Here is a 24,892-nt window from a genome sequence, read left to right as displayed (position 1 = left end):
TGGATATCTTTCAAAAGAAAACTCGCCACATGCGGCGAGTTTTCTTTTGAATTCCCTGATATCAAACGACTGCTGTTTTCTTAATAAATAATTTCTGATAAGGATTTAAACAATTTAGTAACTTTTCACAGTTGATGATTACTCAATTAAGTTCTTCGTTGCTTGGTACATTTTTTCGACGTAATCGTCGATTTCATCCCGTGACATACGTAATCGATTCACAGAGGTACCATATCCAATTTCCTTTTTACCCTCTTCTAATCCTTTGAAAATGCCATCTGCGAATGCATCTAATGGTTCTCCAGGCAGACCTGCACCGTCTAAAAAATCTGTTTTCACCGCTGGTGGAGCAACTTCAATGACTTCTATAGATGTATTAGAAAGTTGGTGTCTGAGACTCAGTGTAAAGGAATGAAGAGCTGCTTTAGTTGCTGAATAGATAGGTGCAATTACAAATGGAGTAAAAGCTAATCCAGATGTCACGTTAATAATAGTTGCTTCTTCTCTAGTTGCAAAAAATGGTGCGAATAACATAGAGAGTTGGATCGGCGCTTCAAGATTGGTTGTGATTTCTTTACTAAAATAACGCCAATCCTTTGAGTCCGACGTTAACACGTTAAAACTTTGTTGGATTCCTGCGTTGTCTTCAATAGCGAAGGATCGCTTATTCTTATTGAAGTAACGGGCAGCTTAGTTTCAACAAGAGGTAGCGTTTATAGATTCAATTAATATTGTTATTTTTTGTAAACTTATAGGTAATTTAACTGGAATTATAGAATATAATTGTGGAGTATTTAAGTAAGGAGGATGAGTATGTTTCAAATAGTAGATTTTTTAAAATTATGGGAATTTGAAGCCGCTGCTACTCAGAAACTTTTAAATCAACTTACGGATGAATCACTACCACAAGAAGTTACCTCTCAAAATTGGACATTGGGACGAATTGCTTGGCATACTGTAACGGCTATTGGGATTATATCATCCCGAATAGGTCTTTCTTTTGACGCACCAACTAATGATTATCCTGTTCCTTCTTCCTCAGAATTCATATCTAACAGTTATCAACAAGCAAGTGATGCATTAGTTCAGGCAGTAAAAAATCAGTTAGCTGACAAAAACCTTAGAGAAGAATTGGACATCTATGGACAGAAAATCACCAAGGGAGAACTATTATTTTTTTTAATACAACACCAAATTCATCATCGAGGACAAATGACTATTCTTATGCGTCAAGCTGGTTTATCGGTTCCGGGTCTTTATGGTCCATCAAAAGAGGAATGGGCTGAGATGGGTATGGAAGCTCCTGAAATGTGATTGTAATTATTGAACATTGGTAATAAGAACAGGGTTATTATACATTCCTGTTCTTATTTAATCTAAAAGAGATAACGTATATAAAAATAAGATTGTGAAGAATTACACTTAAACAAACGGGGGCAAGAGTTAAAGATTGGAGCTACCATATTGGTGGCCTTTTCTTATTCGACCAACGGGGCAGTTTAATTCAATGGAGGAGAGAGGTATATAACAAGGGAATTGTTTAATATATCAGAATTTGGAAGGAGTTTTTAAAATGAGTGAAAAATTATTGAGGGTTGGAACTACTTATATTCCAGTGACAAATGTAGAGCTTTCATCTGAATGGTACGTAAATAAATTAGCTGCAGATTTATCTTATAAAGATGAAGACAAGGCGATTTTAAACCTTGCAAACCAAAGTATTTTTCTTGTGAAGTCAAATGAAAGTCAAACTTCTAATTTTATTGATATTTATGGTGAAGAACGTTTTTCTTTAACTTTTGAAGTAAATGGGTTAGATGCTTTGGAAGCACTACATAAGGATTTTATAGAAAATGAGATAAGAGTTGGAGATATTGAAAACAGAGGACATTCTGGAAGGAATTTTGTTTTTTATGATTTAGATGGGAATAAATTCGATGTATGGAGTGAACTTAGTCCAATTTTCAAAGAAAAATATTTAGTCTCAAAATAATCAAGTATTATTTTTAATTGTCGTGCTAAAGGGTGCTTGAGTTTAAAAAAGGGTTGCAGTCCTTTTTTCTAGTTGTACTAACGGGGCAAGTTAGTTTAATAAAATCACCTATACTATGATAGTATTGGATTTATTATAAGGGGGTTTTTAAATGACACCAGAACAAATTGTTAGAGAATTTTTTGAAGAAGTACGATCAGGTAATAATCCTGAATACTCAAATCAATTAATGGAAGAACAAGTATTGGCACATCAAATTGTATCTGAAGAAGAACAAACAGTGTTGAGGACACCTAAAGATTATGCTGAACACGTAAGAGAAATGATTGAAGCATATGGTAATTTTTCATTAGAAATTCAAGAATTTTTAGTAGACGGAAATAAAGTATATGTACGATGGAAACAAAAAGGTACGCACGTAGGAGAAATCAATGGATACCAACCTACAGGGCTCCCAGTAATACAAATGGCAAGTGCGGTGTATAGAATAGAAAATGGAAAAATTTCAGAGTATTGGATTCAGATTGATAGGTTAGGTATTAAAAAACAATTAGAGTACAATAAAAATATTAAAAGTGTTTAATTTTCAATGTATTAATTAATAAACTCTTGTTCAACTAACTGGTGCGATTGCTAAACAACAGTAATCGCCTTTTGTTATTGAAGTAATGGGGCAGAATAGTGTATTTGGCAATTAAGAAATGCTATAAATGGCTGTATCTTTTTTGAATGTAAAAAGAGCCAAAATACGCATGTCGTGCATAAAAACTTACATATTTTAGGCTCTTTAATTTAATTCTTAATTGCGTTAAAGCCCCGAAAGTTTAAGTAAATTCCTTCGCAATCTGAAGGAAAGGGTTTGATTATTTTAATTTACTATTAACTAAGTTCTCCCATTTCTCAAATGACAACTTTTCCGTAATATTTTTTAATTCATTTGGAACATCAACATAGCACATCAATTCTAAACTATTGCCATCTGGGTCATTAAAATATACCGAAGCATTTCCTTGATTTGGTCTTATAAATGGTTCAATTGATGTTCTTCTTCCAAACGGTACAGGTTCAACTTTGATGGATTCAAGCCATTTTATAGATTCTTTTAAATCTTGATATGTGACTCTAAATGCAACATGCCTTAAAGAAGGATGGTATGGAGTTTGGTATTCCTTTCCTTCCCACAATCCCAACCAACTTTTTCCTTCTTCTATCCAAAAGAATGCAGTGTCTTCATTACGCCAAGCTAATTTCAAACCTAATTTCTGATAAAACTCAATTGAATTTTGTAAGTTACTAACAGGTAAGTGAGCTTCGTATAATCCTTTAATCACTATGTATTCTCCCTTCTAAATCAAAATAATAATAATTATAATAAAATTATAATAAAATTATAATTATTATTAAAAACTTTTCAACTAAGTTGCCCCGTTAATACAATAAGTTCAGCTTTACAATTATGCATAAACATAAGTGTTTATGCAGGTTTGCATTAAGTTATGATTCAAAATGATTAATAAACATACTACCAAAATCTACAACATCTAAATTTCAGAAACACAGAATAGTTGAACAAGACAATTTGTTTCTTTAAAAGAAAATAGAAATACTATGAACGAATAGGACAACATTAATTACTAAATAAGTGGAAGGTGAGAATTTTATGAACAATATTACGAAAATGAAAATATTGAAGCCAGTTAATGAAGTGTTTGAAGCCTTCGTTGACCCTTCAAAAATAGGGAATTTTTGGTTTTCAACGAGTTCTGAAAGATGGGAACAAGGTAAGACGATTACACTGAGATATGATGAATATGATGCAAAAGGCGATATAAAAATAAATGAAATCGAGTTAAATAAGAAAATAGTGTTCCACTGGGGTGCAAATGCAGAAGGGCATAGGGTTACGATTACCCTGAATGAATTAGGTAATTCAGAAAGCATCATTGAAATCGCTGAAGAAGGTTTTAATGAAAATGATGAAAATATAATAAGTCAGATGTTAGATAATAAAGAGGGTTGGGTCTATATGTTGACTTGTTTAAAGGGTTATTTGGAATATGGTGTTAATTTGAGAGCTTCATTGCTTCATTAGTCTTTCCTTATTCCTTTGACTGTAAGATTGTGAAGAATTGAACTTAAACTAACGGGTGCGTTCCTTGAAGATCGGACTACCATTGAGGTGGTCTTTTTTTTATTGAACTACAGGGGCAGTTTAGTTGAAAAAAAATATAGGTGTAAAGGACTTAAAGGAAAAGATGAAGAATTACATATTTTTAGACCTTTAATTTAGTTAGCCAAAAAAGTACAAGTGATTTTATGGGAGGAATAGTAGATGGATATGAATTATCCAATTGGAAAATTTCAATTTAATGGTGAGATTACCAACATCATTACAAAGGATTGGATAAATGAGATTGAAGAGTTACCAAGATTATTACAAGATGCTGTAAAAGACTTAGATAATGAACAGCTTGATACACCTTATCGTTCAGAAGGGTGGACTGTTCGACAAGTAATACATCACCTTGCGGATAGTCATATGAATGCATACGTTCGCTTTAAATTGGCTCTAACAGAAGAAAAACCTGTAATAAAGCCATATGACGAAACGGAATGGGCGGAACTTTCTGATTATAAATTACCAATTGATATTTCACTATCCCTGCTCGAATCATTGCACAAACGCTGGACAAACCTTTTACGTAGTCTAAGTAGGGCTGATTTGGAAAAGACATTTATCCACCCAGATTCAGGTGAAGTTTCAGTGGGTAAAAATATAGGAATTTACGCTTGGCACGGGCGACATCATCTTGCACATATTACTTCTTTGTGTAAGCGTAAGGGCTGGTAACGTACTTTGTGAAGGATTACGCTTAAAGTAACGGGTGCCTTCCTTTAATAAGGGATGCTAATTGTAGCTAAAACATTGGTGTTGCTACATTAACTTACCTTGACGAAAATAAATAATGAAAGCTAAGCACCGTCCTTTCTCTACATTTTGTAATAAGGGAAGGGTGGTGTTTTATTATGGGAATTACAGCAAATGGATCTTGACGGAAAAAATTGTAATGTTTTATCTTCTTTTGTAGAAAACAACCAACTAATACCTTAATCATGCTAAAGTGAACAAAACATTTCTGAGGAGGAAGGGTAGTGCAGTATATTGATAGTTTCGGTTGGGTCCTAAATATAATTCTATTGATTTGTTTTGTTATAGCATTATTGACGCTAATGAGAAAACCGAAAGAAAATAGAAAGAACACAAAGAAGAAAATGTGAAGGGACGATATTTTATGAGTAGTAGTGTTTTGTTAGTTGTTGATGTTCAAACAGCTTTGATTAAAGAACATCCATATAATGAGAAAAAGGTAATTGGGAATATCAAAAAACTTATCTCTATTGCAAGAGATTCTAATAAAGAAGTGTTATATGTTCGGCACGATGATGGTATAGGTGAAGAATTAGAATATGGTACTGATGGATGGCAGATTTATCATGAAATAGCACCTAATAAGGATGAAAGGGTTTTTGAAAAAAAATGTAATAGTGCATTTTTCAAAACTGGCTTAAAGGAATATTTGGAGAGTAAAAAAATAGATACTATTATTTTGACAGGACTTCAAACAGAATATTGTATTGATGCAACTTTGAAAAGTGCATTTGATAATGGATATAGTGTAATTATTCCAGAACAAACAAATACAACTTTTGATAATGAGTATCTATCCGGTGAAAAACTTTATGAGTTTTATAATTATAAAATATGGAATAACCGTTTTGCCAAAGTTCTATCTGTTGATGAAGTTAGCAAAATTTTGTTTAGGTAAATTATTTTTGGGTTAAATAGATTTAATAAAGTCACAATGTCCTTATTTCACTAACGGGGTGCTTTAGTTGAAAAATGGGTTGCTACGGCAGCCCTTTTTCCTGTTCAACAACTAAAGGGGGTTAGTTAAACAAAGATATGTTCAAATATGGTAAAATTTCTATAAAATCACAAGGTTAGAAAAAATAATCACTAAGGAGGAACGTTTATGAATGCCAAACAGTGGAGAGTGGGAATATTTTTGTTTAACGACGTAGAGGTTTTGGATTTTGCAGGTCCTTTTGAAGTTTTTTCTGTCGCAGCATTAGAGAATGGTCAAAAACCATTTGTAGTTGAAACGGTATCAGAAAAAGGAACAATGATATATGCTCGTAATGGATTGAAGGTTCAACCAGATTTCAGTTTTGATACTATGCCAAAATTTGATATATTGGTTATTCCTGGTGGTCCAGGTGCTAGGGAACGAGAAATAAATAATGATAAAGTAATAACCTGGATTGAAAGTCAAATGAAAAATGTACAATTAATGACTTCTGTTTGTACGGGTGCCCTTCTGTTAGCAAAAGCAGGTTTACTTAAAGATAAAATGGCAACAACCCATTGGGCAAGCTATGAAAGATTAGAAAAAGAATTTCCAGAAGTTGAAGTTCAGAGGGATGTTAAATTTGTAGATGAAGGTAATGTTATTACATCAGGTGGAATCTCAGCAGGTATAAATATGACTTTTCATATTGTGAAACGATTGGTGGGTCCTCAAGTTGCACAAGGAACCGCTAAGCGAATGGAATACGATATTATTATTTAAAAAAATGTCCGTTTTGGCGAACTTTTTTATGAGCTAAATGTATACATTTTAAAAAGTTTGTGAAGAAATACACTTAAACTAACGGGTGCAAGAGTTAAAGATTGGGATGGCTACGGCGATTCCTTTTTTCTTGTACTAACGGGGGCATTGATCCAAGAAGGATTAACGCTCTTTTTGTGGAACTTATTTAGCTAAAGGCTACTGAGACTATTCCGATATTCGTTAAAATCTCAACAGTTTTAGAAGGGGCAGGCATTTTAAAAAATATATGGTTATCTTGGAAAATGTTGTATAATTTAACAGAAATTATTCCGATGGAGGAAATTTATGAAGAATAACAATCAATTTATAAGACAGTACGATTTAGATTGGATAAAGGTATTGGCTACTTTAACTGTGTTTCTTTATCATTGTTCAATGTTCTTTAATCCTTTTGATTGGCACATAAAGAATAACGTCATTAATCGGTCTTACATTGACTTTTTTTCCCTCTTTGTCGGAAATTGGATTATGCCCATATTCTTTATGATTTCAGGAATTAGTACATATTATGCCTTACAAAAAAGAAATTCTCAAAGGTTTGTAAAGGAAAGGCTTGTCCGTCTTGGAATCCCTTTACTTCTAGGAATTTTTATTTTGTCACCCCCTCAAGTATATATTGAAAGAATAACTAACAATCAATTTGACGGCTCATTCTTTAAATTTTTTCCTCATTATTTTGATGGGTTATATTTAGAAATCGGCGGAACAGGTAATTTTGCATTTTTCGGACATCATCTTTGGTATCTATTGGAGTTATTACTTTTTTCAATGATCACATTACCTTTCTTCCTGAATGTCAAAAAAGGTGTAGGACATAAAGCCTTTGGGACTTTTCACTACTTAGTTATGCCAATCCCTTTAATGATAGTGGCTTTGACTGCCAACAACATTGTGAATTTAGCTAGTTGGGGAATTATCTTTTATTTAATTTTATTTATTTATGGCTACTATTTCTTTTCAAGAGAATCTTTAAGGGAATTTGTACGTAGAGTAGGAGTTTTTGCTGGGTATTTAAGTGCAATTAGTACAGCCGGGTATATATTCTGGGCTATGTATATTGGGTTTCCAATGAATGTCTCGTTAAATTGGGGTATTTTTATGATACTTCGAGTTATTTTGGTGTGGAACGTTCTTTTCTTTATCTTATATCTAGGTGATAAATACTTAAACTTCATTAATAGCACGTTAAAATATACAAGCGAAGCATCCATGCCTTTTTACGTGCTTCACCAACCTATCATTATTATGTTGGGATTTTTCATCTATAACTTAGAATGGGCAGTTCCTGTTAAAGTGGTATTTTTAGTCCCTGTAGCATTTACGATCATTATGATTTTATATCACTTTATCATTCGAAGATTTAATTTGTTAAGAGTTATGTTCGGTTTAAGAATAGCCAAAGAAAATAAAATTATGACAGAAAAAATAAGAACGAGTCTAAAAAATTAACCCTTGTAATGTCATGTCATACTCTCAGTTGTATATAAAGGAAATATACAAAGTTATTTTTATAATTATGATAATTATAATCGGGACGGATAAGTAAAACGAGGAAGGTCATGCTAATTTGCTAAAGTCGTTTATGTCTAACTAAAAGGCTTCCTCCTTATTGAGCTAACGGGAGTTTACTTTAAGAAGGTTAATGGGAAGTGGTGGGTAAGGATGGTCTTTCTTTCAATCGAATCATTTATTATCATTAGTTTCAAACGTATTATAATGTAATATTAAAATATTTAGATGCTCTAAATAAAGTGAAAATGCAGCAGGGCTTGCCCAGCTACATCTCATCCATCTTATTTAACAAATAACAGCTTCCATCTTCCGCAAACCATAAAAATTCTCCAAGTTTAATATTAAACTCAACGGTATTTTTATTATAAATTAACTTTGATACTTTTTTAAATTGCTTTAGTAATTCCATCGGGGGATTTGTGGTGATGTCCTGAGTGTCGTTAGTAATGACAAATCCTTTTGGGTCTAATCTTCGATCAGGTTTTACTTCTGTCGTCCAATTGCCGTTAAGCAAAATAGATTTAGCCGTTATCTTCCTTTTTCGATTCTGTATAGACCAAACCTTTCGACAATTACACCGATATATTTTACATTTCATCCCATAACCCTCTTTTCTTTTAAAATAAGGTCATGGTTAATTATATTTAAACTTGTAGCAAAACATTATGATAAGAAGGTTGTCTTTGATTAGTTTTTTTAGTTAACATGTGATATAAATCATTTACATAATGATGAAGGAGTTTATTTGTATGGCATCAAAGGTTGTAATTTTAGATATTGACGAAACCATTCTCCCACATGGAAAAACGATTAGTCCGGGACGAGCAGCTAAAAGCGTATCTTTCATAGGAGGTGGGGTATTATGACGAACGATATGTTGCTGAGACAAGTGGAAGTGGTTCGAGCCATTACTCTCCAAAAGGTGGAATCTATCACAGAAGATGTAGCTGATATTATGCCTAAGGGATTTAACAATACGATTCGTTGGAACGTTGGTCATATTTTAATTGTTCAGGATCAGCTTGCTTCGAACTTTGCAGGATTACCGCAACAGCTTTCTCTAGAATTTGTCACCCTATTTGGCAATCGGACGAGACCAAGCGAATGGCAAGTAGAACCTCCAACGTTGCAAACCTTATCCTATGAATTAAAAAAGCAAACTGCGTACATAAAGGAATCTCTAGGCAACCGTCTGCAGGAAAAAGCTATAAAACCCTTTGTACGGCTTGGTTTTAAGATGGAAACAATCGGAGAAATTCTCTCGTTTAGTTTACACCATGAAGGAATGCATACGGGAGTTATTTATGCGATTCAACGGGCAATTGAAGGTTCCAACAATTCTTTTTAAAGTAATACTTATGCAGGCTCATGAATGACTCATGGGTCTGTTTTTTTAGCTAATCAGAAGTTGGACCGAAGATAAAGTCGAACGTGTTTAGGATATTCTATGGGAGCATTTCACTTTTGGAATTACCAGAATTGGGATACAAATATTTACTCTAAATTAGGGAATGGTTGTAATACCTTTTACTATACCTGATGGTTTTGATAAAAAAATATACAATTTAGAAAGTTAGATGGTGGGTAGTACGCTTTGTATCAATATTATGATACTTCTGGTATGTTGAATATTAGAAATAAACATATGTATGAACAATGGAATGGTTTCCAAAAAGCGACTTTGAACTTAATTACATAAGAAAAATACCCGTCTAGGGATTACAATTGAAGAATGAAGGTGGAAGTGAATGTTTAATCGAAAAAAAATCAATGCTGATGTGAATGAACGTTTTCCAATTGAACGAAACAAACGGCTGACGGCAATTGCTGCTACTGTTCTTTTTGTTCTCATCATAGCGGAGTTTGTCACTATGGCGAACCTAGTTGAACTGATTTCTTACCATATTTATGTCGGTATCTTAATAGCTGGACCCCTTGTGGTCAAAATGTGTAGTATCAGTTACCGATTTTTTCGTTACTATACAAAATCTCCTGATTTTGTAAAAGCAGGTCCACCAATTATATTACTTCGACTCTTAGCCCCGTTCCTTGTTGTCATTACCGTTATGGTAATGGTAAGTGGGTTTGGACTCGTATTGGGCGGACATGTCCATGAGGGATTATTTCTTAAAATCCATGCTATTAGTGTAATTTTATGGTTGCCGTTACTGGCTGTCCATATTTTCGCCTATATTCGTAAGGCTTCTGGTCTAATTGCAAATGATTGGACCAGAAAATCCAAATACCGAGTACCAGGTCGCCAAGGGCGAATTGGTATTAACGTTGCAGCATTAATAGTGAGCGGAATTGTCGCTAACATCCTGACTCCGTTGTATCGAGGGGAGCCTGAACATGGAATACCTCCACTTGTTTTAGGAATTGTGGCTACCGTAATTGCGGTCATCATCGCTAGACCACACTTAGGTATAACTAATAAAGGACCACGGTTATAGGTAGCTATAATGAAGCGACTTCTTTAGGTATATTGGTTTTTATGATTACTCTTTTGGAAATGTCTTTTTTTAACTAGAGTGGGGGCTTGATTATACTTACTTTTTATTCAAGTAACGGGGGCTTTTGTTCAGGATGATGATCGCTGCGGCGGTCATTTTTTTCTTGTTGAACTAACGGGGCAGTATAGTTGAATAAAGGTATAAAAAGAATGCAATAGTTTTCATTTTACTAAAAAACTGTATGCTATAAAAACTAAGCATTCTTTTTATATAAAAAAAACATGAATGTAGGCTTTTTTTCATAACTATATTTTTGGGGTGATAAAATGCCAAGAGTAAATTATCGAAGTTATGAAGTGGACGAAATGGCAAGGATGATGAGAGCAGAAGCTGAAGGTGAAGGAAAGCAAGGAATGTTATATGTTGGGAATGTAATAGTAAATCGGTGTGTAGCAACCTGTTTAGACTTCAAAGATGTAAGAACTATTCATGATGTAATATTTCAAGTACAAGGTGGAAATTATTCTTTTGAAGCAGTTCAAAAAGGAAATGTTTTTTATCAAAGAGCAAGAACATCTGAAAAAAGATTAGCAAAACAAAATTTGAATTATTGGAGAGATCACCCAGCGAAATTTGCACTATGGTATTTTAATCCACATGGTCCATGTCCTCCAACATGGTACGGTCAACCTCATTCTGGTCAGTTTAAAGAACATTGTTTTTATGAACCAAAACCTGGAACATGTGATAGTGTTTATAGCGGTTAAGCTTACTCTTTGAGTAAGCTTTTTTCATGTTCGGAATATTTACACAAAATAAACCTTTAGTAATAGTTTTATACACGAAAACAAGATTGTGAAATATTGTACTTAAGCTAACGGGTTAGTTGAATAAAGGTAATGGTAAAATGATGTGAAAAGAGGAAAAATAATGGTAATGCAATTTTAAATGTTAAGGTGAAAGTAGGTAATGGCAATATGTCAGAAGATGAATTATTCTTAAAAAAGGCACCTAATGTTTATGAAATATATTCAAAAATCCTCGATTTATTAAAAGAAATAGGACCATTTGAAATTGAGTTAAAAAAGACTTCTATTCATCTTTTGAATAAATCTTCCTTTGGAGGAGTTCATCCAAAAAAGAAATGGTTAGATTTTAATTTAGTATCAAACCATCACATTGAACACGAGAAGATTACTAAAATTGAACAAGTTTCCAAAAACAGATTTCACAATAACTTTAGATTCGATAGTGTAGATGACCTCAATCAAAAGTTTTTAATTCTTTTAAAACAACCATATCAATTGATGGGTTAGTTAGAGAAATCAAATTTATTACCAATGAACAGCATTTTCTTAGGAATTATTTCTGGTGTAATATTTGGTTTATTATCTGTACTAATAATGCTCCCCGTACTGCTATTATTGGTTCAATTATTAATCGTTTTACGATTGGATTCTTAATAACAGTAACTGTTCTTCCTATGTATGGTTGGACCAAAGGAATTTTAATAGGGTTGTTAATTAGCCTTGGTAATATCGGCATGGTAAAGTTAAAATTCAAGTATACGAGTACGGGAGCGCATATAAGGCATGGGCATCAACAGGAAAGATATCTGCCTGGAATTGTTACGGGAGCACTCCCGAACAAGCTAAAGAAATGGCAGAGTTTAGAATGAAGAATGCATTGGAAGAAGTGAATTTTTTTAAAACTTCCGGATATTTACTCAATCCACCTTGATGGCTTTTTTTCTTATTGAGCTAACGAAGCGGGTTTGTTGAAAAACAATAATAAAAACCAACCCAATATTGGATGGTTTTCAGTGAAACTTTATCAATTAGATAATTCCCTACGATCAACCGAATGCGGTGGTTTCTCGAACCATTCATTAGCAATCATGATTTCCGCACAGTCTTCCGCGAGTTTGACATCATTTTTAATTGCAGAAGCATATTTGAGTCCTAGATCGCGCCGCATGGAACCGGACATGGCAGTTCCATAATATGCCATGGCAGATTGAATAAGAAAGGCACAATGGAAAATCATCAATTTATCGGAAAAAGGTGCTGTCTCGGAATCGGTGATATGGGTATCCCAGGAAATCGACGAACTGATAAAGTCCTCTTGCAGGATTGAACGAAAAATCGAAAGATGCTCTTCTGTCTGTTCCACCACCCGTTGGAAAAATGTCCGAATTTCTTTCGACTCAGCAGTTTGGCTAAAACCTAAGATTAAATCTTTTGCGAGTGTACTCTTCTGTAAATTAAAATAAAGACTGCTGATTTCAATAACGTTCAAGGGTCGATGGTCCCCTAACCAACCGGCAAGAAAACTTTGTTTTTTAGCAAATTCCACTTCTTCTGGCAAGGAGATGGTAGGAACCCGATCCGATAGTCCCTTAGATTTTAACATTTCTAAGGTCGTATCATATATCTCAGAAGCGCCTTTGAATGCTTCTAAATAAAATCTTCGTACGTCCAGCCTGTGAGATATTGTTATTCCGAGTGAATAAGCGGTTAATCCATGGGTAGTCATTCCGTGAAGATAAAACAGCCAAAATTCATCAGAAAATAAGCGAGGAGCATCAAGATGGACATCTTTCTCCGTAAATCCATGCGGAATCGGAAACTGTTCTTTTTGGAAAATCTCAGTGATCATTTGAAGGAGATGATTGGACAGTTGTTGTGCTTTTTCAAAAATGGAATAGATGTCGGAATCCATAATGGTTTTTAAAGCATAGGAATTGACGCACCGTGCCATCGCGTTGGTGAGATAGGGGGTCCAAAGATTCGATACATCCAGTTCTACGATTTTTTTAATCATTGCTATGCCTCCAAAATAATATTTTTAACCCTATCAAAGCCATGATAAAAACCAATTTATTTTGCACTTTTTTATTAGCTTTTATAGGTATTAATTTACGGCTACTTGCTTTATTGACAGGACATATTGTACACAATTATGTGAAGTAATATACTTTAACAAACGGGTGCTTTAGTTCAACATGCTAGAGGCAACAATCGTGTTCATTATCTTGTTCTTCAGCCATCGGGCCAGATTGTGGAGGCTTGGTAAAATTCAGATCTTCAAATAATAAGATTATTAGAAGAAAGAAAGCTATGTGTAATTAGTGATGTAAGTTTATGTCTTATATGTAATAATTATATAGAAATATAAATTTACATTCATACGTAGTGAAAGTGGGAATCATAATGGCAACGGGAATACATACAGTAGAAATTCCAGTAGATGTACAAGCAGTTTGGGATTATGTCAGTGATCTTGAAAAATGGGCAACGACAGTACCAGCCTATAAAGAACATGAAATCATAAATGACAAGCAATCTATTTGGACATTTGAAGGTAGTGTGAAAGGTATTAAAAAAACAATACAAGCGCAGGTAGATATTACCGAATGGAATGAACCTTCAAATATTAAGTTTGAACTAAAAGGTTTATCAGATAATTTTACAGGAAGCGGTCACTTTACTGCAGAAGATGTTTATGGTAAAACAACAATGACTTGTAGGGTGGAAGTCCATGCAGGCGGATTATCGGGTGCGGTGTTAACGCCAATTATTAAATGGGCTGTTCCCAAAGTAGCATCACGTTTAACAGAATCTATCGCACGTAAAATTGCAGTATTCTCATAGTTGTATTCAATTTTGCTGTTTTGGGATATGTTGCTGACTTTTCTACAACAGCTATCTCTGGTTAATAAACTTAATAAATAATACTTAAAAAGAGTACTAATCAGTGGGTGAAACAGTAAAAGATTAATTCAATTAAAGGGCGCTTTTCATTAGTATGAAGGCGTCTTTTTGATATGCCCGTACACATTAAGAAATTAGATTTTGTTAAGGTAAAAAAGAATATGAAGATTTTTACTTAAACTATCTGCCGCTTTACTTCAATAAAGAGTAAAGTTTTTTCTTTTCAAGTAACGGGGCAGAATAATTTCAGAAGAAAACTGGAAATAAAGTGTTATCCTTGATAGAAGTAGTAAACTAAAGGAGAGAAAAATGACAACAAAATTTGTTCACCATATTTGTATCCAAGCAAATAATTACGAAGAATCCTTAAAATTTTATAGGGATATTCTTGGTTTTGAATTAATCGAAGAATTTCCTAATTTCCATAATCGTTATTATAACTCTTGGTTAAAATTGGGTGCATTCTATATAGAGCTTCAAACTGGTAAAGTAGGTGAGAAACTTAATAGTGTAAAGCCAACCACACAAGGAATCATTCATTTTTGTCTTTGGGTCGATGACTTAGTAAAAGAAGTCCAAACTATTAAACAATTGGGTTATGAATTCATACTGAAAAATGGAGAAGAAATTTATCAAGTGGAAAATGGCTGTTTGTGTAAATTAATTGCACCTGAAGGTACAATAGTTGAACTAAGGGATAATAGAGGAATATAACCAATTATACAGATAGTTTCTATTCAAGAAATTAATTGGAAAATAAACATTCCCTGTTACCAAATAGTTTGTGAAGAAACGTACTTAAACTATAGGGTGCTAGTTTGTTTAAGAAATTGTTTCGGGACCGATAAGGGACTTTTTTTTGTTATATGAACAATGAAATATTGATTTATAAAGCAATAAAATAAGCCCTGGGAGGACCCAGAGCCTATCTATATGTCTTATTGCCAATCTTTTTTATTAATTTGTAATCCATTTTCACCAAAGAAGTGCTGGATGTATTTCTGTTCCTCTTCAGTAGTTCTTACTTTTAATACTGGGCTTTCGCTTGGTTGTGTGGGGTCACTTTTTAGGTTCCTAATTGTCAGATAATCATTTTCTAAATTAGAAAAGTCTCCTTTTAACCATTTGTCTAAGATTTTCTGATACGGTTCGGAAGCTTTTAAATCAACTGCCCTGTTTTTCAAATATTGAAGGTTCGCTCGATCAAACTGAATTCTTTTGATACTATCAGGAGTATTTGGTAGATGGTAATTTTCTTCTCCTTTGAACTCAAGCTTCTGAATAGCCATCGTTATCATTCCGTAGTAAAAGATGTCATCACCCTTCACATTAATCTCAATTTCATAAAAGTTTTTAGCTGCTTCATCTAATTCAGCTTGGCTTACTTTATGTACTGGTTGAGTGACTAAATGTTTAGTAGTTGTTGCTGCTTCTATTTTATCCCCCTCGTAGGAAAGGATTGCATACGAACCTCCAATCACTAATGCTAATCCAAACCCTGCTACAATTAAAATCTTCTTCATTGCTGCTCCCCCATAAATGTATTCAACTTTCTTTGGAAAGTCATTTTTTATTAAGTTTACCATATGATTCCTCTGGGAATGTTTTTAATGATGAAAAAGAATAGGACATATACACCTATAGTGTTTGAAGAAAAATCGACCAAGGGAGAAAAAACTCGGTGGTTTATTTATAATTGGCTTTCCGGTTGTTTAGGAGTTGGTTGTACAATTCCGTTACTTTTCTTTTTAACAGTAGTAGGACTTGTGTTTTGGCTACTATAAAGAGATAGAGAAAGGAAGATTGTGAAATATTGTTCTTAAGCTAAAGGGGGCAAGAGTTAAAGAAGGGGACCGCTGCGGCGATCCTTTTTCTTGTTGTACTAGCGGTGCAGTTTAGTTTAAGATTTGTTGAAAAAATTAATTTAATTATTCGACAGATTCTACAAGTATTTAGAGGGAAATTACTGTATACATTGAGTGATTGTATTCTAACTATGCCTTAGAGGAAATTGTGATTTCGAGGCAATGATATTGATCCTAAGGGGGAAACATGGGTAAATATAAAATGTCTAAAACGATTGGAATGATTTTAGGGACAATAATGATAGTAGCTACCTTGGGGTATGGACTCCTATATTTACTAGGAACCTCTTTAGGGAAAGCTCTCGGTTCCGAAATGGAGACAACAGCCAGAAATCAGTTCACTTTTGTAATTTTATTTAGCATTGGCTTAGGTAGTGTAATAACAGGAGCAGGTTCTTTTGGAATCAAATTTAAAGGATGGAGATACATTTACATTGGTTTTTGTATGTTAATTGGTGTCGTACTACTATTCACTTTTTTTATTTCAAGAGGAGCCATAGGAACAACGTATGAATTTCTGATTCTATGTTTAAGTATCTTGTATTTTTTATTAGGTTATTTAGTAATAAAGGAGAAATGAAGTTCAAAAAAGTAACATTCCAGTCTTTATAGCAATTCTGTTGCATGGGTGGCTAACGGGGGCAAGAGTATAAGAGCCAGCTGCCATTTTTGGCGGCATTTTTCTTATTTCAAACGGGGCAGTTTAGTGCAATAAGGATTTTATTTCCAGTTGATGTTAAAATAAATTAACTACTTTATCTTTGGAGGCGAACTATGAGACGATTGCCATTCGAACCACCAATAAAACACTATGATCAACGAATTGAAGCAATAGATGAACATATTTGTAATTTGATAAATCAACGGAAGGATATTACAAATAATAACCCTGGCTTTCCAACTAAAAAACTTATAACTACCTGGTCAGAAAAATATAATTTATATGAAGAATTCTTAAATAGTGTATTTACAAGTTTTTTAAACGAAGATATGTATAAACCTGTTGTAGAGCCAAAAGGATTTCTTAAAAATATCCCAATATTAAAGTCCTTTGAAAAAGATGATGTATTCTATTCGGTAACATTTGTACGTCAGTACGAAAATGCCAGTGTCGTTCATTTTAATATTGATAGAGAAGATTCTGATGATGAAGTGCCTAGAAGGATACGAGAACCTATCCTTTTTGATCTATCTATTGAAGGTAAAGAGGCTGATTTTAACTGCCGAAACGAAGGAGGGGGAGGGTCGGGAGGACACGAATCTTATACATTCATCGTATCACCAGCATTACCCGATGATCTTTCTGAAATCAAATTGGTTTTTAAGAAATATAAGCCGCCATTCTTTAATAAACCGACGGGTGTTGAATTTGTCATATAGATAGACAACCTTTTGAATAAATGTACTTAAGCTACCATGAAAATTACCTTCTGTAATTCACAGAAAAAGGCAATACTAAAGAGGACGCAGCTCATTCGATTTTCAAAAAAGGGGAGAGCGCCAATTTCATGGATTTATGGTAATAAGGTGGACTGGATTAAGAGACTTTAGGTTCTTCCAACTTAACGGTATATCCTAAGCTTTCGAGTCGTCTCAGAGAATGTCGAACAATTGACTGTTGTCTCTGCTTATCAAAGTAGTCTTCGCCTAAGTCTACATACATTTCTTTTCGAGTTAAGAGATAATAGGAGATACGTAACATTGCGTGAGCGACTACAATACCAGCACGTTTCTTACCCTTTCGGGATGCTGTACGCCTATACAGTGCTCCAAGATAGTTTTTGGATCCTCTGACTGAATGAGCTGCTTCGGTTAACGCCGATCTTAAATACTTATTTCCTTTTTTAGTTTTTGCTGATTTTCTTTTTCCTGCACTTTCGTTTTGCCCAGGAACTAATCCTGCCCAAGAACACATATGAGCTGCAGTGGGGAATTGTTTCTTCACATCAGTCCCAATTTCAGATAAGATTTGTTCAGCCATTCTGGTCGCTATACCTGGAATCGAATCTAATCGTGCTATATCTTCTTGATGAGAACTGACTCTGTCCGCAACTTCCTTATCAAGCATCTCGATTTGCTCAGTTAAAAAGTCGATATGACCTAAAATGGTTTTTAACATAAGGCGTTGATGTGACCTTATATAGCCTTTTAGGGCGAGTTCCAATTCTTCTTTCTTCTTTTTCATAGTGCGGCGTGCAAAGTTTGCTAGTTTTTCAGGATCCTCTTCACCGTCGGCAATGGCATGAAGCATATCCCGTGCTGAAACGCCCAACACATCTGAAACAACTGACCCCAACTTAATGTTCGCTCCTTCTAACACTTTTTGGATTCGATTATGTTGTCTGGCACGTTCTTCAATAACACTTCTACGATAGCGAACGAGTTCACGCAATTCACGTTGATTCCGGTCAGGAATATAACTGGCTTTAAGTAGTCCGTGGCGAAGAAGTTTGGCAATCCATTCTGCATCCTTCACATCTGTCTTTCGTCCTGGAACGGCCTTCATATGTTGGGCATTAACCACTAAAAACTCAATATCCTCAGCTTCTAGTAAATTCACAATAGGCTTCCAATAAACACTCGTGCTCTCCATGGCGACATGGGTACAATTATGTTGTTTAATCCAGTCAACCAACTGTAAAAGAAATACAGTTTTAGTAGAGAACGTTTGAATCTCCTTTCCTTCAGGTGTCAAAATACAGGCAGTAATATTGTCCTTATGGACATCCATACCGCATGCTCTTTCAATGACTATTTCCATTGAAATCATCCTTTCTACGGCTCACATAATATTAGAGGCTGGTGCATCAACCAGAATAGGATTAATCTACCATGTGTGCTTCCCGTAAGGGAGCGACAGTCAGTGGTGCACCGTGGTCGTTGGAGTCAGACTAACGGATGGGCTCTAACGCACCATAGTTCATCGACCTTCCTCTCCCAGCCGTAGAATCAGTATTGACGGTTTAAAACTATTTTCATTCTCTGTGGTGAAGCGCTGATTTTTGCGCTTCATGAATGGCTAACGGGTGCGTTAGTTCAACAAGTATGGACTGCTTCGGCAGTCTTTTTGTGTTCCTAAAAATAATTATTAAATAATCTCCTTAATTCATATGGTAAAATATGGATATGTAAAATTGGAATTTACTAATTGATAATAAAAATTATGTACACAAGGAGGATTACATGACGAAACTACTTCTTATGTTAATACTGATAATTTCAATATTATCTGTAAATTTAATAGCATTTTTTTACTATCGAATAACGAAAAATATATACTTCTCTGCATTTATTATACTTATATCTGCAGGAGTTTTAGCAATTGTTGAAGGCTTCTTTGCAATGATCATTCTTGACGATGCTTTTGGATTTTTTTTCGGATTGAATCTCGTGGGGCCTTATCTATTAATAAATAGTATAATTGTTCTCCTAATCGCAGTAGCTGTAAGTATTATAAAATTTTCCAAACTCTTGTAGCGGTTAAAAAACCATTTTTTAAAGAGAAAGAAATTTGTTCGGAGAACTAAAGAATAGAAATAGTTTGTTCTTTTTAAATTTTATTTTCGTATTCAACTACCGGGGGCTTATGTTCAAAAACGGGATGGCTGCGGCTATCCCGTTTTTCTTATTTTGCCTGCACCGTTAGTGGAATAAGAAAAAGGCTGCCGCAGCAACCCCCGCTGTTGAACTAAACTAAATTTATCTTTTATACAGCTTTTTATACATTGTTGATTTATCAACGTTTCGAGATTTTGCTCATACGTGCTGCATAAAAAAGGAGCTATTTATGTATCTCACTTGTTAGTGAAACTTTCCCATCCATACTTATAGAATTTTTCTTTTTTCGATATTCTTCTAAATCTTGTTCGCTTTTATTGGTAGCCCAAGGCTTCCGCACTTTAGCTGTAGCGATATTTCCTCAGATCATTCAAAATAGAGATTTCCTGTAATAATTTCTCTCCAACATTGGTTTCCAGAACCTTTTTTCTCTCCAGTTCTCTATCCACCACTCTTTTAACTGATAACACATCTGTTCCGTTTAAGAGGATATTTTCTTTTGAATTAAAATGTTTATGAGCAACTAGTAGCATACCGCAAGAATTATATAATAACGTGTATCCAGCTATACCTGTTTTGGATTGATACGCTTTTGAAAAACCACCGTCAATAACTATCATCTTTCCATTTGCTTTGATTGGATTTTCTCCTTCAATTTCCTTAACGGGTGTATGACCATTTATAATATGACCTTGATCAGGATTAAGATTAAATTCAGCTAGGATTTTACGGCAAATTTCCTCATTTTCACGTAAATGATAATATGGGTTCTTTTTCTCTTTATGGGTTTCCTTATTTTTAATGAAATACCTCTCGAAAGTTGTCATTGCTCTTTTCCCAAAGAGTGATGAATATTCTCCTGTCCATAAATACCAGACCATATCTGTTGCAAGATCATCTGTCACTTCTGGATGTGCAAAAGCATAGCGCAGATATTCTTCAAAAACATCAAGTAAATTACTTCCTGCATAGGTTTTATCTTCAATCACCATTTTTTCCATATTTCCTTCTTTATCTAAAGGAATGCAGCCATGTATTAATAAGTTCCCGTTATATTTTAAATAAAGGCTTCCTTTCTTCATAAGAAAGTTCATGTGTCTAGCTAGCTTTTCCGAGTGCTGCACAGCCAGTAATAACCTTTCCATCACCTGCTCTTCTTCCTCTAATAATTGATCCGGCTGCAATGGATTAACCGTTGCAAAGCAGCTATTTTCTAATGGATACGTTTCCCCATGTATCGATATTTCGTTTTTGTCATAATCAATTTTCTCAAGTAACAGCCTTTCCGACATATTAAAGTAAGGACGTCTTTTGATGATCGGCATTTCAAGTTTGAACTGAATCATGGCAATGGCTTGATGAATTTTCGTAATCTGCGTTCGTTCATGATCAGATAAGTTTTCATCTGAACTTATTTTTGGTCTAAAGACTGGATTGTCATCATAGTATTTCTCCGCAAGATTAAGTAGAGGTATAAGATTGATGCCATATACATCTTCAATAATATCCAAATTGTTATATCTAGCACAAATACGAATAATATTAGCAAGACACACCTTTGAACCAGCAAATGCACCTAACCATAGTACATCATGATTTCCCCATTGAATATCAACGGAATGATAATTGATTAGAGTATCCATAATTTTATCAGGTTCAGGTCCACGATCATAAATATCCCCCACTACATGCAGATGGTCCACAACCAATCTCTGCGTCGTATAAGCAAGGCCTATAATGAGGTTATCAGCCTGATTTAAAGAAATAATTTGCTGAACAATTTTTGCATAATACTGTTCCTTATTTGTGAATTCATCCGTTTTGTATAGCAGTTCTTCAATAATATAAACAAACTGATCGGGCAATGCTTTACGTAATTTAGAGCGTGTATATTTAGAGGAAGAATACGAAATCAGATGAATCATATGATCAATGATTTCTATATACCATTGATAGAGTTCTTGTTTATTTCTGCAGTTAGCCTTAATCAACGATAATTTTTCTTTAGGATAATAAACTAATGTAGCAAATTCATTAATTTCTTTCTCAGATAACACATTTTTAAAAAGGTCTTTGATTTTCTCCTTTACATTCCCTGAACCATTTCTTAACACATGTTGAAAGGCTTGATACTCCCCATGTAAATCACTGACAAAATGTTCCGTCCCCTTGGGGAGATTAAGGGTGGCCTCAAGATTTATAAGTTCAGTTACCACTTTTTCTTCGCTATCATACTTTTGGGCAAGCAAATCTAGATATTTTGTGTTCAAAATTATGTATCCCCTTCCAAAATTCATCATTTATTTTCCATTATTCCACAATAAAAACGTTTTATTTCCATCTTGAATGCTTAACAACTCAATAATGTCTATTCAGAGGGCTCAGCTACAAGGGTTCTTTTTTGGTTGGGTTCCGGGAAGGAGGCATTATGGTAGGTATTATGGTTTCTATAAAAACAAAAAGCGCAAACCACTATATGTAATTTGTGCTTCTTTGGCTAAGGAGTAACACTAAAAGAAAGATTGTCTAACAACACGGTGACAATTTAACACTTTAAAGTGAATGGGCAAATTGTTACCTGTTATATTTGTGATTATTTAAGTAACTTAACTTTCGCTGTTAAAAATCATTATTAAACCATTGGTATAGCTTTTTTCCTTATTGAAGTAACGGTCAGTTTAGTGAAAGAAGGAAATATCAACTACGAGGTGAAATTTATATAACAGAGGTGAGTTAATGAATAGGCCATTTGAAATTCAACCACTAAGATTACTGGGAGGATGGACAGTAGAATTTAATAACTTTTATGAATGCGAACCTGATAATTGCAATGATTTTGGAGAATATTTTGTTGAAGATTTATTGCAACTTACCAATAGTAAACATAAACTTGTTCTCGACGTGGGTTGGTATCCAGATAGCGATAAAAACGGTACATATAAACTATTCTTGATTAAGGATTTTAATTGGGAAAAACCATTAGAGTATTTTGAAAGTAGGAATACAAAAGAAATTGTAGAGAAAATTGAGTATTGGACGAACTATGGCTTCTATCAAAAATATCTTTAAGGATAATCTGTATTTTAGGCATTTATATATATTATGTGAAGAATTGTACTTAAGCTAACGGGTAGCTTTACTTGAAGAAACTGAATTTCCGGACCTAAATGTGGTCTTTTTTTGTGCTGTTCTCATTTTCTTAAAGATTGTATTTTCTCAAACTTTAAGGTTAAAGTAATAATTCTATACCAATTTTTCATTTCACTCTTTTTTTCATTAGCTTTTGATTGCTTGATTTTGCATTTTTTTAGGGATCCTTAACCCAAATTGTTTTACCGGTATGATTTACTTAATTTTGTATCATCATCTTAGATTTAGGCTATATTAAATCCTGATGTTGATGTTTACGATAAGAAAACCGCCTCGTTGAAGAGGCGGCTTATTGAGCTATCGTATCCGTCGTAATCTGCTTTAGGAGAAAAGGTCATCTAACCGTCTGGTAAACGAGGGCTATGGCTCCAGAATCAAATGTCTTGTTTTCAATCAGTTTAAGATTGATCTTCTCCTTGAGACCTTGAAATAACGGCAACCCGCTGCCGATCAGGACGGGAGAAACCGTAATTTTATACTCATCTATTAAATCAAGCTGCATAAGGTAGTGTGCTAACCTAGGACTGCCGAGGATGACCATATCCTTGCCTGGCTGCTGTTTGAGGTTCTTGATTTCTTCCTCGACATCTTCTTTCACCAGTCTGGAATTGTTCCATTCGACTTTCTCCAACGTCGTGGAAAAGACGATTTTGGGTGTCTTTTCAATCCACTCGGCATGATTCCGTTCATGCTGCGAAGCTGAGGGGTCAGAAGGCACAGATGTCCAGTAACTGTGCATCATCTGATAAGTTTCACGTCCCCATATGACAGTGTCGGCAGTACTCAGAATTTCTTTCGCGTGTTTCTCCAAGTCAGCATCGTATGAAACCCAGCCAATGTCCATTTCACCGTTCGGACCTTCTACAAAACCGTCAAGCGATGCGTGCAGAAATAGAACGAGTTTTCTCATTTTTAGTCTCCTTTGTTCATGAGGGATATTATTTTCATACTTCTTTACCTCCAATGTAAGTATAACCATTTTTTATAAAATTCAGTAAATAGTTCCATAAGTTACACCAATTAAAATAAAATGGGACGGTGCTAGCATCAGTCCCGTTTTGTTTTGTTAAAGTGAAGATTGTGAAGAACTACACTTAAACAAACGGGTGCTTTACCACAATAAGGAATAAAAATAATTAGCCTAAAATATGCAAGTTTTTATACATTACATGCATATTTTAGGCTTTTTTAAATTCATAAAACATGCTTCATTTTTTAATTTCCAAATACAAGTAGAAATGTACTTTAATCAACTCCATGTGCAATTTAGCTCTGGGTGTGGCATATGACTGTGCTCAGAAATCTCGTGCTGCAGCGTAGAAGATGAAATTTTTAAAAAATAAAGCCTGCGAAGGCTTATTTGAATATGTCTAATAATCATGTTGAATACCGGAAGTTTAGGGAAAAAAACTCTATTTTATTATATTTTTTTTGCAGTACTGTTAACTTGATGGGCATGGGGTACAGCCGAGATACGTGTAAAAATGGGCCACAGGTTGGATTGTATTTCCAGTATGACTCATTTGATTTATTATAGAGGTCTACCAACAGAAATGCGGAAAACACCGATGCTAAGATAATTTTTGAATAAAAGGCATCAGGTTGCATTTCCCCATATATTCCAATTTGCAACGCTCACTAGTAGGTTATTACAACTATTATTGCATCACAGATAATACCCAAAGTGTAAACAAATTCAGAGACAAAATCGGGTACTTACTGTTTAAATGGCTCAATAGAAGAAGTCAAAGGAAATCATTTACTTGGGATTAATTCAGACTCTTTCTTAATAAATATCCATTACTTTACGCAAGAGTTAAGGTTAATATATACGACTTAAGAAAAGAAATTAGCTATATTTTGTAAATGAACTAGGAGGAGCCGTGTGCGTTAATAGCGCAAGCACGGTTCTGTGAGGGGAGAGGAGAACAATTTACCGCAAGGTATAAAGGCTCCCTTCTACTCGACTAAGTAA

Annotated in this window: 26 protein-coding genes and 1 pseudogene; 19 read left to right on the top strand and 8 right to left on the bottom strand. The window is 34.3% G+C overall.

Annotation, left to right across the window (positions count from 1 at the left end; all coding sequences use genetic code 11):
- Positions 1 to 138: 138 nt before the first annotated feature.
- Positions 139 to 645, bottom strand: a pseudogene (locus tag KHA99_RS16545) (SDR family NAD(P)-dependent oxidoreductase); the annotation flags it as partial.
- A 168-nt stretch (positions 646 to 813) separates the two neighbouring features.
- Here KHA99_RS16545 and KHA99_RS16540 point away from each other — a divergent pair.
- The 3 genes from KHA99_RS16540 (at position 814) to KHA99_RS16530 (ending at position 2,576) form a co-directional block, all read left to right on the top strand.
- The gene (locus KHA99_RS16540) at positions 814 to 1,314 is read left to right on the top strand and encodes a DinB family protein (RefSeq protein ID WP_213118566.1); all 501 of its coding nucleotides are present in this window, start codon (positions 814 to 816) and stop codon (positions 1,312 to 1,314) included.
- Between the two features lie 259 nt (positions 1,315 to 1,573).
- Entirely contained in the window at positions 1,574 to 1,993 is a 420-nt protein-coding gene (locus tag KHA99_RS16535; RefSeq protein WP_213118565.1) for a VOC family protein, read from the top strand.
- A gap of 151 nt (positions 1,994 to 2,144) precedes the next feature.
- Positions 2,145 to 2,576 carry an ester cyclase gene (locus KHA99_RS16530; protein ID WP_213118564.1) on the top strand — a complete coding sequence of 144 codons (432 nt, stop codon included), beginning with the start codon at positions 2,145 to 2,147 and terminating at the stop codon, positions 2,574 to 2,576.
- Between the two features lie 280 nt (positions 2,577 to 2,856).
- Here KHA99_RS16530 and KHA99_RS16525 read toward each other — a convergent pair whose 3' ends face one another.
- On the bottom strand, positions 2,857 to 3,324 hold the full coding sequence (locus tag KHA99_RS16525; RefSeq protein ID WP_213118563.1) for a VOC family protein: 468 nt from the start codon (positions 3,322 to 3,324) through the stop codon (positions 2,857 to 2,859).
- A gap of 329 nt (positions 3,325 to 3,653) precedes the next feature.
- Between KHA99_RS16525 and KHA99_RS16520 the strand changes: the two genes are divergently transcribed.
- The 5 genes from KHA99_RS16520 to KHA99_RS16500 all read left to right on the top strand — a co-directional run bounded on the left by KHA99_RS16520 (position 3,654) and on the right by KHA99_RS16500 (position 8,115).
- On the top strand, positions 3,654 to 4,085 hold the full coding sequence (locus KHA99_RS16520) for an SRPBCC family protein (protein WP_213118562.1): 432 nt from the start codon (positions 3,654 to 3,656) through the stop codon (positions 4,083 to 4,085).
- A gap of 240 nt (positions 4,086 to 4,325) precedes the next feature.
- Positions 4,326 to 4,844 carry a YfiT family bacillithiol transferase gene (locus tag KHA99_RS16515; RefSeq protein ID WP_213118561.1) on the top strand — a complete coding sequence of 173 codons (519 nt, stop codon included), beginning with the start codon at positions 4,326 to 4,328 and terminating at the stop codon, positions 4,842 to 4,844.
- A gap of 442 nt (positions 4,845 to 5,286) precedes the next feature.
- Positions 5,287 to 5,820, top strand: a complete 534-nt coding sequence (locus KHA99_RS16510; RefSeq protein ID WP_213118560.1) for a cysteine hydrolase family protein — start codon at positions 5,287 to 5,289, stop codon at positions 5,818 to 5,820.
- A 207-nt stretch (positions 5,821 to 6,027) separates the two neighbouring features.
- On the top strand, positions 6,028 to 6,624 hold the full coding sequence (locus KHA99_RS16505; protein WP_213118559.1) for a DJ-1/PfpI family protein: 597 nt from the start codon (positions 6,028 to 6,030) through the stop codon (positions 6,622 to 6,624).
- Positions 6,625 to 6,951: 327 nt separating this feature from the next.
- Positions 6,952 to 8,115, top strand: a complete 1,164-nt coding sequence (locus KHA99_RS16500) for an acyltransferase family protein (RefSeq protein WP_213118558.1) — start codon at positions 6,952 to 6,954, stop codon at positions 8,113 to 8,115.
- A gap of 328 nt (positions 8,116 to 8,443) precedes the next feature.
- On the opposite strand, the gene KHA99_RS16495 is transcribed toward KHA99_RS16500, so the two are convergent.
- Entirely contained in the window at positions 8,444 to 8,776 is a 333-nt protein-coding gene (locus tag KHA99_RS16495) for a hypothetical protein (RefSeq protein ID WP_213118557.1), read from the bottom strand.
- Positions 8,777 to 9,040: 264 nt separating this feature from the next.
- On the opposite strand from KHA99_RS16495, the gene KHA99_RS16490 reads away from it, so the two are divergent.
- The 4 genes from KHA99_RS16490 to KHA99_RS16475 all read left to right on the top strand — a co-directional run bounded on the left by KHA99_RS16490 (position 9,041) and on the right by KHA99_RS16475 (position 11,947).
- Entirely contained in the window at positions 9,041 to 9,526 is a 486-nt protein-coding gene (locus tag KHA99_RS16490) for a DinB family protein (RefSeq protein WP_213118556.1), read from the top strand.
- Between the two features lie 400 nt (positions 9,527 to 9,926).
- Positions 9,927 to 10,631 carry a hypothetical protein gene (locus KHA99_RS16485; RefSeq protein WP_213118555.1) on the top strand — a complete coding sequence of 235 codons (705 nt, stop codon included), beginning with the start codon at positions 9,927 to 9,929 and terminating at the stop codon, positions 10,629 to 10,631.
- Between the two features lie 326 nt (positions 10,632 to 10,957).
- Positions 10,958 to 11,398: a cell wall hydrolase gene (locus KHA99_RS16480; protein ID WP_213118554.1), complete on the top strand. Its 441-nt coding sequence runs from the start codon at positions 10,958 to 10,960 to the stop codon at positions 11,396 to 11,398.
- A 210-nt stretch (positions 11,399 to 11,608) separates the two neighbouring features.
- On the top strand, positions 11,609 to 11,947 hold the full coding sequence (locus KHA99_RS16475) for a DUF5655 domain-containing protein (protein ID WP_213118553.1): 339 nt from the start codon (positions 11,609 to 11,611) through the stop codon (positions 11,945 to 11,947).
- Positions 11,948 to 12,464: 517 nt separating this feature from the next.
- On the opposite strand, the gene KHA99_RS16470 is transcribed toward KHA99_RS16475, so the two are convergent.
- Positions 12,465 to 13,454 carry a DUF3231 family protein gene (locus KHA99_RS16470; protein WP_213118552.1) on the bottom strand — a complete coding sequence of 330 codons (990 nt, stop codon included), beginning with the start codon at positions 13,452 to 13,454 and terminating at the stop codon, positions 12,465 to 12,467.
- Between the two features lie 389 nt (positions 13,455 to 13,843).
- On the opposite strand from KHA99_RS16470, the gene KHA99_RS16465 reads away from it, so the two are divergent.
- Together KHA99_RS16465 and KHA99_RS16460 are read left to right on the top strand one after the other, a co-directional pair.
- Positions 13,844 to 14,284, top strand: coding sequence for an SRPBCC family protein (locus KHA99_RS16465; RefSeq protein ID WP_213118551.1), 441 nt, complete (start codon positions 13,844 to 13,846; stop codon positions 14,282 to 14,284).
- Positions 14,285 to 14,653: 369 nt separating this feature from the next.
- Positions 14,654 to 15,058: a VOC family protein gene (locus tag KHA99_RS16460; RefSeq protein WP_213118550.1), complete on the top strand. Its 405-nt coding sequence runs from the start codon at positions 14,654 to 14,656 to the stop codon at positions 15,056 to 15,058.
- Positions 15,059 to 15,282: 224 nt separating this feature from the next.
- Here KHA99_RS16460 and KHA99_RS16455 read toward each other — a convergent pair whose 3' ends face one another.
- Complete coding sequence (locus KHA99_RS16455; protein ID WP_213118549.1) at positions 15,283 to 15,867, bottom strand: DUF6241 domain-containing protein; 585 nt, start codon at positions 15,865 to 15,867, stop codon at positions 15,283 to 15,285.
- Between the two features lie 529 nt (positions 15,868 to 16,396).
- On the opposite strand from KHA99_RS16455, the gene KHA99_RS16450 reads away from it, so the two are divergent.
- Both KHA99_RS16450 and KHA99_RS16445 read left to right on the top strand, forming a co-directional pair.
- A complete protein-coding gene (locus KHA99_RS16450) occupies positions 16,397 to 16,789 on the top strand; it encodes a hypothetical protein (protein WP_213118548.1) in 393 nt (130 codons plus the stop codon).
- Between the two features lie 194 nt (positions 16,790 to 16,983).
- Positions 16,984 to 17,589: a hypothetical protein gene (locus KHA99_RS16445; RefSeq protein ID WP_213118547.1), complete on the top strand. Its 606-nt coding sequence runs from the start codon at positions 16,984 to 16,986 to the stop codon at positions 17,587 to 17,589.
- 157 nt (positions 17,590 to 17,746) lie between these two features.
- Here KHA99_RS16445 and KHA99_RS16440 read toward each other — a convergent pair whose 3' ends face one another.
- Positions 17,747 to 18,970 (bottom strand): IS110 family RNA-guided transposase, encoded by a 1,224-nt coding sequence (locus tag KHA99_RS16440; RefSeq protein WP_213118546.1) that lies wholly within the window; start codon positions 18,968 to 18,970, stop codon positions 17,747 to 17,749.
- 422 nt (positions 18,971 to 19,392) lie between these two features.
- Here KHA99_RS16440 and KHA99_RS16435 point away from each other — a divergent pair, with 422 nt between their 5' ends.
- Positions 19,393 to 19,686: a 3-isopropylmalate dehydrogenase gene (locus KHA99_RS16435; RefSeq protein WP_213118545.1), complete on the top strand. Its 294-nt coding sequence runs from the start codon at positions 19,393 to 19,395 to the stop codon at positions 19,684 to 19,686.
- Positions 19,687 to 20,108: 422 nt separating this feature from the next.
- Here the strand turns inward: KHA99_RS16435 and KHA99_RS16430 are convergent, their stop codons facing one another.
- On the bottom strand, positions 20,109 to 22,037 hold the full coding sequence (locus KHA99_RS16430; RefSeq protein ID WP_213118544.1) for a fructose-1,6-bisphosphatase: 1,929 nt from the start codon (positions 22,035 to 22,037) through the stop codon (positions 20,109 to 20,111).
- Positions 22,038 to 22,503: 466 nt separating this feature from the next.
- Between KHA99_RS16430 and KHA99_RS16425 the strand changes: the two genes are divergently transcribed.
- Positions 22,504 to 22,836 (top strand): hypothetical protein, encoded by a 333-nt coding sequence (locus KHA99_RS16425; protein WP_213118543.1) that lies wholly within the window; start codon positions 22,504 to 22,506, stop codon positions 22,834 to 22,836.
- A gap of 415 nt (positions 22,837 to 23,251) precedes the next feature.
- Here KHA99_RS16425 and KHA99_RS16420 read toward each other — a convergent pair whose 3' ends face one another.
- The gene (locus KHA99_RS16420; RefSeq protein ID WP_213118903.1) at positions 23,252 to 23,827 is read right to left on the bottom strand and encodes a dihydrofolate reductase family protein; all 576 of its coding nucleotides are present in this window, start codon (positions 23,825 to 23,827) and stop codon (positions 23,252 to 23,254) included.
- Between the two features lie 692 nt (positions 23,828 to 24,519).
- Between KHA99_RS16420 and KHA99_RS30830 the strand changes: the two genes are divergently transcribed.
- Positions 24,520 to 24,690, top strand: a complete 171-nt coding sequence (locus tag KHA99_RS30830) for a group II intron maturase-specific domain-containing protein (protein ID WP_307852077.1) — start codon at positions 24,520 to 24,522, stop codon at positions 24,688 to 24,690.
- The last annotated feature ends 202 nt before the right edge of the window (positions 24,691 to 24,892 follow it).

The organism is Neobacillus rhizophilus, from assembly GCF_018343535.1.
Lineage (GTDB): Bacteria > Bacillota > Bacilli > Bacillales > Cytobacillaceae > Neobacillus > Neobacillus rhizophilus.
Note: the sequence above shows the minus strand (reverse complement) of the source record. Positions and strands in the feature narration are given on the sequence as shown.